This is a genomic window from Nocardia sp. NPDC059177 (genome assembly GCF_042755165.1).
In the GTDB taxonomy this organism is placed as follows: domain Bacteria; phylum Actinomycetota; class Actinomycetes; order Mycobacteriales; family Mycobacteriaceae; genus Nocardia.
Map to the genome: position 1 here is coordinate 230,629 of NZ_JBHZBX010000008.1, position 15,191 is coordinate 245,819.

Here is a 15,191-nt window from a genome sequence, read left to right on the forward strand (position 1 = left end):
GCACCGCGTGCGGCGGACCCGATCGGAAGACACTTCCTAGTCGACGGGGAGTTCCTCGATATCGTCGATCAGGTTCCAGCGTAGGGCGGTGGTCGTGTCGATGCGGGTGCCGGTGAGCATCATCCATGCTGCTCGCCAGCGGCCGATTCGGCGGGGGACGCTGACGGTGCCGCCTGCGCCCGGCACCAGGCCCATCTCGATCTCGGGGAGCCGGAAGTAGGTGTCGGGGGCCGCGATGAGGCGGCCGGCGAAGGCTGAGATCTCGATGCCTGCGCCGATGCACGCACCGTGTACGTGGGCGGTGACGCGGTCGGACAGGCGGTCGATGATCCGCCACGGTCCGCGTTCCAGGCGGACCTGATAGGCGGCGACGACGTCGGTGGCGGTGCCGAATTCGTCGAGGTCGCCGCCGCTGCAGAACACCGGGCCGGTGCCGCGCAGGAGTACGCGGTCGATATCGGGGTCGAGTTCGGCCAGGCGCAGTGCGTCCAGGAGTTCTTCGCGCAGACGGGAACTCAGTGCGTTGCGTCGTTCGGGATGGTCGAGGGTCACCGACAGTAGCGCGCCGTCGCGGTCCAGGCGCACCAGTGGCCGGTCGGGGAAGCGCACCGTCCGTGGTCCGCCCCGAGCGGTCAGCCAACGTTGAAATTCTGTGCCCGCCAGCAGCATCGAGTAGACAGCCGCCTCGGCCGCGAGGCCGGCGGTCGTCTCCGGCACGGCGGTCTGCCGCAACAGCCTGCCCAGCGCAATGCTCGCCTGCGGGTTGCGCTCGATCGCTGCCGTCAGGTGCCGCACGGCGGTGTCAGGGTCGGGATGTTCGATGATCGTCGGCGAGCCCCCGGCTTGCCCGGCAGGCGTCGCGTGCCCTACGGCGTCGGGTCGCTCGATGAATGTCGGCGCGTTCTCTGCCCGCCCGGCCACTGTCCGGTGCCCTACGGCGGTGTCGGGGTCGGGATGTTCGACGATCGTCGGAAAGTCCCCTGCCCGCCCGGCCACCGTCAGGGTCAGTGCCTGGAGCAGCGGCTCGAGACGAGGGGACACCGCACCGTGGGACACACCGATCGTGAGGCGCAGCGAATCCGCCGCCGCGGCGGCCAGCTGTTCGATGCGCTCTGTCGGTTCCGCCGCCCACGCATCGAGCGGGACGACCAGGATCGGGTTCCGTGGCGTTCCGTCGGGCCCGATGTCCAGTTCCAGGGCATCCAGGGCCAGGTCGGTCGCATCACTGCTCACCGCGCAATAGTGGCACGGGCGGGCATCGTCGTCACGCGCATCGTGGGCGGGAATCGACCTACTATCGAGCGGTGTCCTCTTCGACAGTGCCGGTCGCCGGGTCGCCCGCGGCGGATTGGGCCGCGAGTGGCGTGGTCGCGCTTACCGGCCGCCCTGACGGGCCCGTCCTGGTGCCGCCGGGGCGGGCGGCCACCCGGGCCCGTGCGCTGATCGCCGCGTTCGCGGCGGGCACGGGCCGGGCGGCGGCACTGGACGGGGCTCAGCTGCTCGGAGAGCGGGCCGCGCTCACCGGTATGCGGCGCCGTGGCGCAGTCTCGGTGGGGGGCCGGTGCCGGTTGCTGCCCACCGCGGACGGGTGGGCGGCGGTCTCCTGTGCACGCCCCGACGATCACCTGCTGCTCGGCGCGCTGATCGGCGACGACCTCGACGCCGGGAACCCCTGGCCGGCGATCACCGAATGGGCGCTGACCCATCGCGGCGCCGAACTCGCCGAACGCGCGGAGCTGCTCGGCGTGGCGGCGGCACCGGTGCGGTCCATCGAGCCGGCGCCACTTCCAGCACCGGTGACGCCGCGCCCGGTCGACGGTCTGCTGGTCGTCGATTTCAGCGCGCTGTGGGCCGGGCCGCTGTGCGCGCATCTGCTCGGGCTGGCCGGTGCGCGGGTGATCAAGGTCGAAACCCCGGACCGGCCCGACGGCGCGCGCCGCGGCGATCCGGCGTTCTACGCGCTGCTGCACCACGGCCACGAATCGGTGGTGCTCGACCCCACCGATCCGGCCGGGCGATCCGCCCTGACATCCCTCGTCGAGGCCGCCGACATCGTGATCGAGGCGTCGCGGCCCAGGGCGCTGGCCGGATTCGGGCTCGATGCCGAGGCCGCCGTCGAGCGAGGAACGGTGTGGGTGTCGATCACCGCCGCGGGCCGCGGATCGCCACGCATCGGCTTCGGTGATGACGTGGCGGCGGCGGCGGGGCTCATCGCCCACGAACCGGGTTCGGGCACACCGGTTTTCGTCGGTGACGCGATTGCCGATCCGCTCACCGGCCTGACCGCGGCCACCCTCGCGATGTCCACACCGGCCGACGGGCGCGGGGTGCTGTGGGACGTGTCGATGACCGAGGTCGTCGCGGCCACACTGACCGCCGACGCGGTGCCGCCCACGTTCCGGCGCGGCGACGGCTGGTTCATCGACGCGGGTGCGGAAGCGATTCGGGTCGCCGGCCCCTCGGCACGGACACCGGCCGGGCCCGCCGCGGATTCCGGTGCCGATACCGCGCGAGTACTCGCGTCGCTCCGGATTCCGGCACCGTGACCGTCATCGTGATCCGCGACGCGGATATCGAGGGCACCGCCGGACTCGACCTGCGCATCGAGAACGGCCTGATCACCGCAATCGGGCCCGCGCTGTCCACCGAGGGCGCCGCCGAGGTGATCGACGCCCGCGGCGGCGCGGTCATCCCCGGGCTCCACGACCATCACCTGCACCTGCACGCCACCGCGGCCGACGCCGCATCCGTGCGGTGCGGGCCTCCCGCGGTGACCGACCGCCGCGCACTGGCCACCGCACTGGCCCGGGCCCCCGGTGACGACAACGGCTGGGTGCGTGGTGTCGGCTATGTCGATACCGTCGCCGGCGATCTGGACGCGCGCGCCCTCGACACCCTGCACGGCACCCGACCGGTGCGGATACAACACCGCAGTGGCGCGATGTGGGTGCTCAACTCCGCCGCTCTCGCCGCGGCGGGCATCACCGACGCCGCCCATCCGGGGGTCGAATGTGATGTTGGGGGTGTCCCGACCGGCCGAATCTGGCGCGCGGACACCTGGTTACGCACGCGGCTGCCGCACACCGCACCGCCACCGCTCGACCGTCTCGGCGCCACGCTGACCGGCTACGGCATCACCGGCGTCACCGACGCGACCCCCGACCTCGCGCCCGGATCGCAGTCCGCGCTGGTCGCGGCGGTCACCGAAGGCACGCTCCCCCAGCGGGTTCTGCTGCTCGGTGCCGCGCATGGCACCGATTCGCTACCCGAGCGAGTCGATGTCGGACCGCACAAGATCGTCATCGCCGATTCGGAACTGCCCGCGTTCGATGACCTGGTGGCCCGGATCGATGCCGCCCACGGTGCCGGGCGGGCGGTCGCCGTGCACTGCGTCAGCCGCGAAGCGATGCTCCTGCTGCTCGCTGCACTGGAGGTGATCGGTGATTTCCCGGGCGACCGGGTCGAGCACGCGGCGCTGGTCCCCGCCGATATCGTCGACGATCTGCGCCGCCACGGACTGCGGGTGGTGACGCAGCCCGGATTCCTGGCCGATCGCGGGGACTACTACCTCGACCACATCGCCCCCGACGACCTCCCCGACCTGTACCGCTGCCGAACACTGATCGGCGCGGGCGTCCCCGTCGCTCTGTCCAGCGACGCCCCGTACGGCCCACTCGACCCGTGGGCGGTGATCGCCTCGGCCGTGCACCGCGCCACAGCCACGGGAGCGATCGTGACGGCGACCGAATGCCTCACTCCCGCACAGGCACTCGACGGATACCTGTCACCGGCGCACGACCCCGGCGGCCGGCCGCGCCGGGTCACCCGCGGCCGCCCGGCCGATCTCGTGCTGCTGCACGAGCCCTTGGACCAGGTACTGCGTCATCCGTCGGCCGACCTCGTGCGTCGCACCTTCCTCGCGGCACCACCACGGTGGTGACCGGGTCACCCTGCGCGAGCCGAACCCGCCACCACCGTGTCCGCGACCTCGACGGACGAATCGTGCCAGCCGCACGGCTGCCCGCAGGTGCGGTACTGCCTGCGCTCGACGAGGCCGCTGGAGTAGGCGAGGATCGTCTCCGAGGCCTGCGCCGCGTAGCCGCATCGTGGACACTTCGCGAAATAGTCCAGCAGGTCGTAGCGCGCGCTCCGGACCAGCTCGCCGGGAATCCGGGCGCCGGGCGGTCCGGACGGGAGCGGGCGTACCGCGGCCTGCGCTCGGCATCCGAGCCCCGCGTGCTTCGTCATCGACCATCACCTTCGTCCATCGAGCAGATCCCGGAAAAGGATTACTGTTGAAATGACGGTAATGCACCGGAGTGTGCGATGGGCCCGGATCGGTGCCATACCGTAATACTTACGGTATGGCATACGATGCAGGCATGTCAGACCCGTGGAACGATCTCCTGTCCTGCCTGGAACTGCACCCGAAATCCGGTGACGACGAGCCCGACCCACTCACCTTCGAGGGCGCGAACCAAAAACTCCCTCACCGACGCCTCTTCGGCGGACAGCTACTCGCCCAATTCGCCCGCGTGGCGACCGCCACCCACCCGGCCAAGACGATCAAGTCCCTGCACGCCTCGTTCCTGCGCGAGGGCACCGCCGACACACCCGTGCGCTACCGCGCCGATCCCCTCCACGACGGGCGATCATTCGGTGCGCTCGCAGTCACCGCGACCCAGCACGACCGCCCGATCGCCACCTGCGCGATATCCCTGCACGCCACCGAGGCCGGTCCGGATCACCAACCGGTACGTCTCGACGCCACCCCACCCGGACCCGACCGCGAGGTCCGGTTCCCGCTCCTACCGTGGGAGACACGGTCGGTGACCGACCTCGACACCCACGACGACGGGCAGTCCGCCTACGACCTGTGGATGCGGATCCCCGCCACCGCCGACGAGCTCGCCCCCGCCCTGCTCGCCTACGCGAGCGACCTCACCGTCATCGGCACCGCGCTGCGCGCCTTCGACGGCGTCGACCAGCACAGCAACGGGACCGCGTTCACCTCGGCGACGACCTCGCACACGATCTGGTTCCACCGGCCGGTGCGCACCGGCGACTGGCTGCTGTCGCGCCACCACAGCGTGATCGTCGCCCACGGGCGATGCTTCGGCCGCGGCGACATCTTCACGACACACGGCGCGCTGGTCGCCTCCTTCGCCCAGGAGGCCCTGCTCCGGTTCCGCCCGGGAACGATCCGGACGGCGTGACTCCCATCGCCATACTGTATGCATTACAGTAGATGAGACCGCATTGATGGAGGGAACCAGATGCCGAACGACGAACAATTCCGCGATGCGCCGATCTTCGACGCCGACCAGCACATGTACGAGACCCCGGACGCGCTGACGAAGTATCTGCCGCAGCGGTACGCACGCGCGGTGCAGTTCGCGCAGATCGGCCGGCAGACCCGGATCGTGATCAACAACAAGGTCACCGACTTCATCCCCAATCCCACCTTCGAGCGGGTCGCCGCGCCCGGCGCGCACGAGAAGTTCTTCGCGGGCGAGAATTCCGAGGGGCTGACGCTGCGGGAGATGCAGGGCCCCGCCATCGAGGCGCCGCCCGCCACTCGCAACCCGGTGGACCGGATCTCCGAGCTCGACCGCCAGGGTGTGGTCGAGGCGCTGAACTATCCGACGCTGGCCAGCCTGGTCGAGCATTCGGCCGCCGACGATCCGCAGCTCACGCTGGCGATCATCCACGCACTCAACCAGTGGATGGCCGAGCACTGGTCCTACAACTACGCCGACCGGATCTACTCGACGCCGATCATCAATCTGTCCGAAGTCGACGCGGCCCAGCGCGAGCTCGACTACATCCTCGAGCACGGCGCGACGGTGGCCCTGATCAAGCCGGGCCCGGTGAACGGCCTGCACGGCTGGCGTTCCCCGGCACTGCCGGAGTTCGATCCGTTCTGGCGCGATGTCGAAGCGGCCGGACTGCCGATCGTGCTGCACGCGAGCTACCCGCCACTGGACGGTTACATCGCCTCCTGGGAGCCGCCGCACACCGCGAACTTCATGGCGCAGAGCCCGTTTCGCTGGATGGCGCTCGGGCACCGGGAGATCGCCGACATGATCACCAGCCTGATCTGCCACGGCACGCTCACCCGCTTTCCGAAGCTGCGGGTCGCCAGCGTCGAGAACGGCAGTTCCTGGATCCATCCGCTGTTCCACGACTTCGACGATCTCTACAAGAAGATGCCGCAGAACTTCCCGGAGCATCCGCACGAGGTGTTCCGCCGCAACATCTGGGTCAGTCCCTTCTGGGAGGGATGCGTCGCCGACGTGGTGGACACCGTCGGCTGGGACAAGGTCCTGTTCGGTTCGGACTACCCGCATCCGGAAGGGCTGGCCGAACCGAAGGGTTTCTGGAAGTACGCCGAGGGCATGGACGTTCGGCGCACCTACGACTTCATGGGCGACAATGCCCGGCGCTTCCTCGGCCTGCCCCTCGCCAACCCCGACCTGCGGGCGGGCACCACGCCGGCCCACTGACCCCGCGGCCTGGTCTCACACCCGCTTGCCGTCGAGCAGCGCGGTGAGCAGGGCCAGGCTGTCGTGCGCTTCGGCGGCGGCGACGGCGCGCTGGACACCACAGCGCGTCACCTCCGCCGACTGCATCCGCTCGCCCGCGGCGGCAGTGCAGACGATCGCGAGCAGCAGTTCGGTGATGCCGACGCGATACAGCGTCCACAGCTGGTCCGGGTCGGCGGCGATGCCCGCGGCCGCCAGCCGGGCGGCATAGCGCTCGACGAGACCGCGCTCGAGCTGCCGCAGCAGCCCAGGTTCCACGGAGGAGTTCGCGAAATAGGCGACATCGCGGATACCGGGGCCCACCGTGGCGATCTGCCAGTCCAGGAACCCGGGAACGGCGCCCTCGAAGAACAGGTTGCCCAGGTGGGGATCACCGTGGATCAGGGTCTGCGGCCCCTGCGCCCAGAAGGCATCTATCTCGCGACCGCGTTCGGAGAAGATCGCCAGCTGCTCGCGCATCGCCGCCGGAACCAGGGAGGTGGTGCGGGCGCCGAGCAGGCGGCGCCGGATCAGCAGGCCGAGTTCGACGTCCACCTCCGATCGCGTGGCCAGGGCGGCGAGACCGCTACCCGATCGCGCCGCACCCCAGTGCGCGGCGTGCAGATCCGCCATGGCGTCGACCACCGCCTCCGCTTCGCCCTGATCCACCGGGTCGGTGATCGTCCGGAAGCGAGCGGTGGGCGAAAGGTCTTCCAGGACGAGCACATCCCGGCCCCATCGCGGATCCGAGCGGGCCGCGTGACAGCGCGGCACCCGGATCGGCGGTGCGCTGCCGAGCACCTGGTAGGCGTTGATCTCGCTCGTCCCGAGGCCGAACAGGGTCATCAGGACGTGCTGCGGGTAGTCCCGCGGCGGCAATTTCAGAAACAGCGTGGGCGGAATCCCGGCGTCGCCGGTGACCTCGATCCGTGCCCGCGCCGCGGTCCCGGAATCGGCGTGGACGACACGGATCTCGCGCACCGCCGCCGGGGCCGCGCCGAGCATGCCGGCCAGCCACGCCGGGGTCACGTCCTCGATACGCGACGGCACCGGACTCGCACCAGGGACAACCCGCCCGAGGGCGACGCGCGCCGCCGCTCGTGCCACCGATCCGGCGGCACGAGCGGTGCGGACAGCAGCGCTCACCTACCGGCCCGCTTCCTCGCGGGCGAGCCGATCCTCGCGGATCCGCACCAGTTCCCGGAACCCGATCGATTCCCACCCCGGTTTGGGCTGCACGCCCCACTCGTCGCGGGCGGTCGTCTGACCCGCCGCCTCCGGCTGCCCGCCCAGCGGCGGTGCGTTGAAGTCGGCCGGATATTCACACTCCAGCGTGTCGTCGGAGTAGCGGACCTTGAACATCTCGTCGCAGATCTCCTGCAGGGACAGGGTCGGCCAGCCGTACCAGAGGGCGAGCGCGGGCACGGTCATCGCGCCCTCCACGACCAGGGCGACCAGACAGATCAGGATTCCCCGTTTCAGCCATCGGTGCATGCGGGCGAACGGTGGCGTGGTGCCCAGCGGAAGGTCTTGTGGCGGAGCGGTTCCCGACTCCGGTGCCGGTGTACTCATCGTGCGATCTCCTTCAGTCCGCGAATATCTCGCGATTGACCGTGTGCAAGTAGGGAATTGCCAGGAAGGGTGTGATGTAGAAGATGTCGTACAACCACCAGCCGAACACCGGGAGCACCACACCGTCGAAGCGGATGTCGGCGTACACGGTCATGTTCACGATGTAGCCGACCCAGATCACCAGGCCGAACCAGCAGGTGACGGTGAGCCATTGGTGGCCCCAGCGCTTCATCTGCAGGAAGGCGATGGCCGCGGCGATCCGCATCGGGAAGACGGTGAACACGCAGGCGATCTCCCAGCCCTTCTCCCCCGGCGCGCCCGCCCCGCCGATCCACAGCTCGTTGTAGTGCCACCAGTACCCCGCGTCGAAGAAGTTCCCCCACGCGGTGAAGAAGACCCGGGTGACCAGGGTGTGGCTGGCGAAGACGTCGAGGACCCAGCCCACGCTGTTGAGGAAGGCGTCGAGGATGACCAGGTACCCGATCAGCGTGACGATGATCGGCCGCACGGAGAGCCCGTCGCGCTGGGCCCGCCGCTGCAACCACACCCCGCGCAGGAACAGCGGCAGCCCGAAAAGGCCGAGGATGTAGGTGCCCATCAGCGCGGTGCCCGCGGTGAGCCAGAGGTCGGCCCGGCGCTGACTCGCCCGGCTCAGGGCCTCGTGCTCGTCGTAGCCCACGGTCGTGGGCGGCGAACCCGCGATCGCCGGGTCAGCCGATCCGGCGCGATGACGTTTGACGAAGGTCGGCAGATTCACGATTTTTCCTACCAGTCACGGGTGAGCGACATCTGCAACTGGATGAGGAACATCATCAGCAGAAATCCGTAGATGGTGATCTGGAAGACGATCAGCGCGCGCCGTCGTCTCCGGTCTTGCTCGTTCATCGGCATGTTCTCCTCGGGTGATCACACGGCGTCTTCGCCGGTGCGCAGGCCTGCGGCGGCGATCTGACGCAGTCCGTCGCCGATGGCGGCGTCGGTGCTCAGCGGCGCGAGCACACACGACTGCACCGCGTCGATCTCGCTCGCGCCGGCGACGACGAGTTGCGCGGCCGCCACCAGCACGCGCGTCGACGGGGGTTCGAAGTGGAAGATCTCGTCCGCGCCGCGAATCGTGTTCGCGCACTGCACGAGCCGGGTCGCGATCGCGGGATCGACGCCGGATTCGCCTGCCACCACCGCGGCTTCACGCTCGGGTGGCAGGTAGTCCATGGCGAGGGTGACGAAGCGCTGCCGGAACGACGGCTTGAGCACTTTCAGGGAGCTGCGGTAGGCCGAGTTGTAGGAACAGACGAGCATGAACGTCGCCGGTGCCTCGACCACTTCATCGGCGCGATCGAGGTACAGGGCCCGCCGATGATCGGCGAGCGAATGCAGCACCGCCAGCGAATCGTGGCGGGCCTCGATCACCTCGTCCAGGTAGCAGATGGCTCCGCTCTTGACCGCCCGGGTGAGTGGCCCGTCGGTCCAGACCACATCGCCGCCGGTGACCAGGAACCGGCCGACCAGGTCGGAGCTGGTGATGTCGTCGTGGCAGCTGACGGTGACGACCGGCCGGCCCAGCCGCGCGCCCATGTGTTCGACGAACCGGGTCTTCCCGCAGCCCGTCGGGCCGGTGAGCATGACGGGCAGTCGCTGCCGGAAGGCGTGCTCGAACAGATCGATCTCGCCGCCGCCCGCGTAGTAGAGATCAGATGTCACAGGTCGACCAACTCTCGGTGGATGTGGGCGAGGACGCGGGGAAGTTCGTCGACGCGCTGGATACGTTGCGAGCGTTCGGGTCCGAACACCTCGGGCAGCGGGTCGACGCGGACCGGCCCGACCCCGATGTAGTAGACGGCGACACCGGCCGCGGTCGCCTCCTCGACGGCATGGGCGACATCGGCCCAGGCGTAGCGGCCCTCGTAGCCTTCGTCGGAGATGAGTCCGTCGCCGATCACGATGAGCTGGCGCCGCTGCGCGGGTTGCGCGAGCAGTCGCGCGGTCAGGTGCCGCAGCGGCGCGCCGAGCCGGGTGTAGCCACCGGTCAGCAGCCCCAGTCCGGCGATGTCGACGAAACTCCGGTCGTCGAAGTCCTTCAGGCACCGGACCTCGACACGGTGCCGGGTGTTGCCGGTGAACACGAACAGCCCGTGCCGCTCCCGGGTGACCGTCATGGCCCGCGACAGCGCGTCCGCGCAGGCCAGCTCCAGCCGGAAGGTCCGGCCCCCGTGCACGCCGAGCGAGGAGCTGCCGTCGAGCAGGACGGCGGTGGTCACATCGCGCACGCTGGGGAGCAGCTCACGGAACACCCGTGGTTCGGGTACCGCGCCGACCCGGGTGTCGACGTAATGACCGATGTAGCGGTCGATGTCGAGATCCGACCCGTCCTCGAGCCCGCCGCGCATCGCCCGGTGGGTCAGTTCCTCGAACCAGCGCCGGACCTCGGGCGAGGCCGGTGCGACCGGGCTCGCGCTGGTCGGGTGCCGCCGTTCCAGCACCGCGACGTGGTCACGCAGGAAACCGCTGGTCCACTGGTTCCATTCCGGATACGGGATCCCGGCGCGCTGGTCGGGCCGGATCTCGATGTCCTCGTTCTCGGGTCTGCTGGGCGGCGGGAGATTCGTGGCGCGGCTGCCGCCGTCGCCGCCGATCGGGACCGACCAGACGCGGTAACTGTCGGTGCGTGCCGAGGTCCAGGGCATCCGGTTGTAGGCCCGGCGCACCGCCACGGCCATCCGGCTGCGCGGCGGGGCCGCCAATGGCAGGCCGCCGAGCAGGCTGCCGGCCGCCGGCGGGTCCGTCGAGCGGGCCAGCGCGATGGCGCGAGCGAGCATTTCGTCGCCGGTCAGGTCGGGGTCGGCCGGTCCGAGGCCGGGCAACCAGCGCCGGAGTTCGGGCACCAGGCCCGGATAGCGTTCGCCGATCCAGGCCGCCGCGACACCGCCCTCCACCACCGACAGCGCGCCGCGCTCGCGGGGTGACAGTTCGTGCAACGCGTACTGCGCGATGCGGTCCTTCGACGGTGCACACTGCAGTGCCACACCGCAGGTCACCGTGGTGCCCGTCCAGCCGGCCACGGTCGGCGGGTACGGCACGTGGACGAGGCCGCGGCCGGGGCTCAGGCCGAAACCACGCTGTTCGCCGGTCACCAGGCGAACGCCCGCGCGCCGCCGGCCGGACAGGGCGACCGCGGTCAGCGCGTAGCTGCGCTCGATCGAGGACGCCGATGTCGCGGCCGTCATGACGGATCGCCGCGTGACGGTGCCGCCGCGTGCTCGGGGCGCATGGTCAGAATGTGCCGATGCTGCGCATGATCCAGTACCAGAAGGCGATGATGAGAATCACCGCGCCCCAGGCGAGGGCGAGTCGCAGGATGTCGAGAAGCATGGTCGGGTTTCCGTTTCTGTCGTCGGGTGCCGGGTGCGGTCATCGGGGCTCCAGGCTGCGCAGGGTGCTGGTCAGGTAGTCGGCCAGCGCCGCGGTGCGGACGTCGGTGGCGCCACTGGTGGTGGTGAGGACGGCGTAGAGGCCGAGCAGGAAGAACACCGCGCTGTGATAGGACTGGACGGCGAGTTGGGCTTCGCCTCGTGCGGCGGCGTGTTCGATCTCCTGCGCGACCACGGTGATCACCGGCCGTTCCCGCCAGGTGTCGTCGAGTGGTCTGGTCGGTGAGAAGTGCACGGCGATGAGGTCTTTGAAGAGTTTGTCGCCCAGGCGCCGTTCCAGGGCGGAGACCAGCCGGACGACTTTCGCCAGCACCTCCGGGAGATCGCGCGGTGTGCGCAGGAAGCGCCGGAGTTCCCCGGCGATCCGAGCCTCCTCGTGTTGCTCGAGTTCGAGCAGCACGTGTTCTTTGGTCGGGAAGTGGAAGTAGAAGGTCCCGCGCGCCACTCCGGCGTCCTCGACGATGGTGGCGATGTCGGCATCCGCCGCACCCACCCTGCCGAACTCCGCGACCGCCGCATCGAGCACTCGCTTCCTGGTCTGGAGGCGCTGCGCCTCGCGTCCCTGTGGTCTGTCCTGGGTTCCGCTCATGCGGCGAGCTAACCCTCAGTCGGTGACGGGCGTCAAACAGGCGCACCGATCAGAATCGGATGGATGCGTGAATCACCTTCTGTCACCGATGGTTTCAATGATTTCTGCGACCGTCTTCGGACTCGGTCACGCCATTAATACTGACACATGTCACTGAACTCTGTCAGCGATTCGAGAACCCAATGTGACATACCGGAAGGCATACAGTAAAAGACCGCCGCACCGGATCCGGTGCGGCGGTCTGCTGTGGCGGGTCGATACCCGGGTGCTACTTCGGCTGGAAACGCTGCCCGCCGTCGATCCGCACCACTTCGCCGTTGATGTAGGGGTTCTCGAGCAGGTGCTGGGCCAGCGAGGCGTACTCGGCGGGTGCGCCGAGCCGCTTCGGGAACGGCACCGACGCGGCGAACTGACCGAGCTTCTCCTCGCCGAGGAAGTCCATGATCGGGGTGTGCATGGTGCCCGGCGCGATGCTGTTGACCCGGATACCGACCGCGCTCAGATCGCGGGCGGCGGTCAGCGTCAGCCCGATCACACCGCCCTTGGCCGCCGCGTACGCCGACTGCCCGATCTGGCCTTCGTAGCCGGCGATGGAGCTGGTCATGACGATCGCGCCGCGCTCACCGTTGCCCTTGGCCTCCAGCTTGGCGATCTTGGCGGCCGCCAGCCGCAGCACGTTGTAGGTGCCGGTCAGATACAGCGCGATCGTGTCGGTGAACCCCTTCAGTGTGTGCGGGCTCCCGTCCCGGTTGACGACCTTCTCCAGCACTCCGAAGCCACCGTGGGCGATCACCGCGTAGCGCAGCGTGCCGAGGGTGTCGGCCTGCGCGAACGCCTCCTCGATCGTCGCGTCGTCGAGCACATCGGTGCGGACATAGACGGCCCGGTCACCGAGCTCGTCCGCGAGCGCTTTGCCCTTGTCGTCGTTGACATCGGCGATGACCACCGCGGCGCCACCGGCGTGCAGCCTGCGCGCGGTCGCGTCACCCAGGCCACCGGCTCCGCCGGTCACGAGTACTACTTCACCTTCGAACGACACTGCGTCTCCTCCTGTTTCGTGGATTGATGAATCGGCGCCTCGGCGCCTAGGTGCCCGTCCAGTGCGGGGGCCGCTTCTCGGCGAACGCCTTGGCGCCCTCCTGCGCGTCGCGCGTGGCGAACACCGGTGCGATGAGTTCCATCTGCTTCTGCCACCTCTCGTCGGCACCCCATTCGGCCGAGGAGACGATGACCTGCTTGGTCACCGCGACCGCGATCGGCCCGTTCGCCGTGATCCGCTCGGCCAGCGCCAGCGCCCGGGCGAGCGCTTCGCCCGGTTCGGCGACCTCGTTGACGAAGCCCCATCCGGCGGCGTCCTCGGCGGTGAAACTGTCACCGGTGAGGGCGAGTTCGAGCGCCTTCTGATAGGGGATGCGCCCCTGCAGGCGCAGCAGCGCACCGCCGCCGGCGACCAGGCCGCGTTTGACCTCGGGAATGCCGAAGGTCGCGGTCTTCGACGCCACGACCAGGTCGGTGGCCAGCACCAGTTCGGTTCCGCCCGCGAGCGCGTAGCCCTCGACGGCGGCGATGATCGGCTTGGCCGGCGGCTGCTCGGTGAAGCCGAGACCACGACCGGCCACATACGGGTATTCCCCCGCCGCGAAAGCCTTCAGATCCATTCCGGCGCTGAAGTTTCCGCCGCTACCGGTCACGATCGCGACCGACAGTTCGGGGCTCGCGTCGAGCTCGTCGACCGCGTCGGCGAGCCCCTGGCTGACCGCCAGGTTGACGGCATTGCGCGCGTCCGGCCGGTTGATCGTGATCACCAGGGTGCGGCCGTGCCGTTCCACCAGCACTTCGTCCGACACTGATATCTCCATTCTCTCGAGGAAAAGCCCTGCGGCGCTCAGACTTCGATGACGAGGGCGCCGCCCATGCCGCCTCCGGCGCACATCGCCGACACCCCGATGCCGCCGCCGCGGCGGCGCAACTCGTAGATCAGGGTGGCCACCTGACGCGCGCCCGAGGCCGAGATCGGATGGCCGAGGCTGCAGCCACTGCCGGAGAAGTTCACCCGCTCCTCATCGATGCCGTGCGCACGGCACGCCGCGATCGGCACGGAGGCGAAGGCCTCGTTGATCTCCCACAGCGCGACATCGCCGACCGCGAGCCCGGCCCGATCGAGCACCTTGCCGATCACGTTCACCGCGCCGATCCCGTTGTCCGCGGGTGTCACACCGACATTGGCCCAGGCCCGGATCGTCGCCAGCACCTCGAGACCGGCGCCCGCGGCGTAGTCGTCGGCGATGACGGTCACCGCGGCGGCGGCGTCGTTGATACCGCTGCTGTTGCCCGCGGTGATCGAGAAGCCCTCGATCTCGGGGTGCAGCACCGGCAGGGCGGCCAAGCGCTCCGCGGTCGTCTCGCGCCGGGGATGCTCGTCCACCGCGAAGTCGAGCACCGAGCCGTCGGGCCGGGCGACCTTCAGGGCCATGATCTCCTCGGTGAACTTGCCCTCGTCGATCGCCGCGATCGCGCGCTGATGCGAGCGCAGCGCCCAGTCGTCCATCTCCCGACGGCTGATGCCGACCTTCTTCGCGGTGTTCCAGCCGACGGTGACGGCCATGTCCAGCGTGGGCGCGTCGGGGGTCTCCGGATGCGAGGGCGGCATCCACGGTTCCTTGAACTCGAGCTCGGGCCCCGAACCGGGCACCCGCCATTTCATCAACGGCGAGGTCGACAGCGATTGCACGCCACCGGCCACGATCACCCGCTCCATCCCGACGCCGATGTGCGCGGCCGCGTTGGCGATCGAGGTCAGGCTGCCCGCGCAATGGCGGTTCACCGCCTGGCCCGGCACGCTCTCCATGCCCGCCGCCACGGCGGCGTGGCGCGCCAGATCGCCACCGCCGTAGTTCAATTCGGCGAGGATGACATCGTCGACATGGGTGGGGTCGATACCGGCGCGCCGGACCGCCTCCACGAGGATCTCGGTCGCGAGGGTCTCCGAGGCCACATCGACGAGCGCGCCTTTGAACGACCGCGCGATCGCGGTGCGGACCGCGCTGACAATGACGGGTTTTGGCATGTTTCTCGACC

At 69.6% G+C, this 15,191-nt stretch carries 15 protein-coding genes; 4 read left to right on the forward strand and 11 right to left on the reverse strand.

The features are described from left to right. Positions 1–36: 36 nt before the first annotated feature. The gene (locus ACFXK0_RS13350) at positions 37–1,233 is read right to left on the reverse strand and encodes an enoyl-CoA hydratase/isomerase family protein (RefSeq protein WP_379410396.1); all 1,197 of its coding nucleotides are present in this window, start codon (positions 1,231–1,233) and stop codon (positions 37–39) included. Between the two features lie 71 nt (positions 1,234–1,304). Between ACFXK0_RS13350 and ACFXK0_RS13355 the strand changes: the two genes are divergently transcribed. Together ACFXK0_RS13355 and ACFXK0_RS13360 are read left to right on the forward strand one after the other, a co-directional pair. Next, positions 1,305–2,546: a CoA transferase gene (locus ACFXK0_RS13355; RefSeq protein WP_379410397.1), complete on the forward strand. Its 1,242-nt coding sequence runs from the start codon at positions 1,305–1,307 to the stop codon at positions 2,544–2,546. Then, entirely contained in the window at positions 2,543–3,940 is a 1,398-nt protein-coding gene (locus tag ACFXK0_RS13360; RefSeq protein ID WP_379410398.1) for an amidohydrolase family protein, read from the forward strand. The genes ACFXK0_RS13355 and ACFXK0_RS13360 overlap by 4 nt, the downstream gene beginning before the upstream one ends. A 5-nt stretch (positions 3,941–3,945) precedes the next feature. On the opposite strand, the gene ACFXK0_RS13365 is transcribed toward ACFXK0_RS13360, so the two are convergent. After that, a complete protein-coding gene (locus ACFXK0_RS13365) occupies positions 3,946–4,248 on the reverse strand; it encodes a hypothetical protein (RefSeq protein ID WP_379410399.1) in 303 nt (100 codons plus the stop codon). A gap of 134 nt (positions 4,249–4,382) precedes the next feature. On the opposite strand from ACFXK0_RS13365, the gene ACFXK0_RS13370 reads away from it, so the two are divergent. Both ACFXK0_RS13370 and ACFXK0_RS13375 read left to right on the forward strand, forming a co-directional pair. Next, a complete protein-coding gene (locus ACFXK0_RS13370) occupies positions 4,383–5,216 on the forward strand; it encodes an acyl-CoA thioesterase (protein WP_379410400.1) in 834 nt (277 codons plus the stop codon). A 60-nt stretch (positions 5,217–5,276) separates the two neighbouring features. Further along, the gene (locus ACFXK0_RS13375; protein WP_379410401.1) at positions 5,277–6,506 is read left to right on the forward strand and encodes an amidohydrolase family protein; all 1,230 of its coding nucleotides are present in this window, start codon (positions 5,277–5,279) and stop codon (positions 6,504–6,506) included. 15 nt (positions 6,507–6,521) lie between these two features. Here the strand turns inward: ACFXK0_RS13375 and ACFXK0_RS13380 are convergent, their stop codons facing one another. The 9 genes from ACFXK0_RS13380 to ACFXK0_RS13420 form a co-directional block, all read right to left on the reverse strand. After that, complete coding sequence (locus ACFXK0_RS13380) at positions 6,522–7,574, reverse strand: phosphotransferase (protein ID WP_379410402.1); 1,053 nt, start codon at positions 7,572–7,574, stop codon at positions 6,522–6,524. 96 nt (positions 7,575–7,670) lie between these two features. Beyond that, positions 7,671–8,096 carry a hypothetical protein gene (locus tag ACFXK0_RS13385; protein WP_379410403.1) on the reverse strand — a complete coding sequence of 142 codons (426 nt, stop codon included), beginning with the start codon at positions 8,094–8,096 and terminating at the stop codon, positions 7,671–7,673. Between the two features lie 13 nt (positions 8,097–8,109). Next, entirely contained in the window at positions 8,110–8,799 is a 690-nt protein-coding gene (locus ACFXK0_RS13390) for a hypothetical protein (protein WP_379410437.1), read from the reverse strand. A gap of 203 nt (positions 8,800–9,002) precedes the next feature. Next, positions 9,003–9,797 carry a CbbQ/NirQ/NorQ/GpvN family protein gene (locus ACFXK0_RS13395; RefSeq protein WP_379410404.1) on the reverse strand — a complete coding sequence of 265 codons (795 nt, stop codon included), beginning with the start codon at positions 9,795–9,797 and terminating at the stop codon, positions 9,003–9,005. After that, entirely contained in the window at positions 9,794–11,320 is a 1,527-nt protein-coding gene (locus tag ACFXK0_RS13400; protein ID WP_379410405.1) for a nitric oxide reductase activation protein NorD, read from the reverse strand. The genes ACFXK0_RS13395 and ACFXK0_RS13400 overlap by 4 nt, the downstream gene beginning before the upstream one ends. Before the next feature lie 184 nt (positions 11,321–11,504). After that, the gene (locus ACFXK0_RS13405; protein ID WP_379410406.1) at positions 11,505–12,113 is read right to left on the reverse strand and encodes a TetR/AcrR family transcriptional regulator; all 609 of its coding nucleotides are present in this window, start codon (positions 12,111–12,113) and stop codon (positions 11,505–11,507) included. Positions 12,114–12,381: 268 nt separating this feature from the next. Next, positions 12,382–13,152, reverse strand: a complete 771-nt coding sequence (locus ACFXK0_RS13410; protein ID WP_379410407.1) for an SDR family oxidoreductase — start codon at positions 13,150–13,152, stop codon at positions 12,382–12,384. Positions 13,153–13,198: 46 nt separating this feature from the next. Next, positions 13,199–13,960 carry a crotonase/enoyl-CoA hydratase family protein gene (locus ACFXK0_RS13415; protein WP_379410408.1) on the reverse strand — a complete coding sequence of 254 codons (762 nt, stop codon included), beginning with the start codon at positions 13,958–13,960 and terminating at the stop codon, positions 13,199–13,201. A gap of 38 nt (positions 13,961–13,998) precedes the next feature. Continuing rightward, positions 13,999–15,180, reverse strand: coding sequence for a thiolase family protein (locus tag ACFXK0_RS13420; RefSeq protein WP_379410409.1), 1,182 nt, complete (start codon positions 15,178–15,180; stop codon positions 13,999–14,001). Between the last annotated feature and the right edge of the window lie 11 nt (positions 15,181–15,191).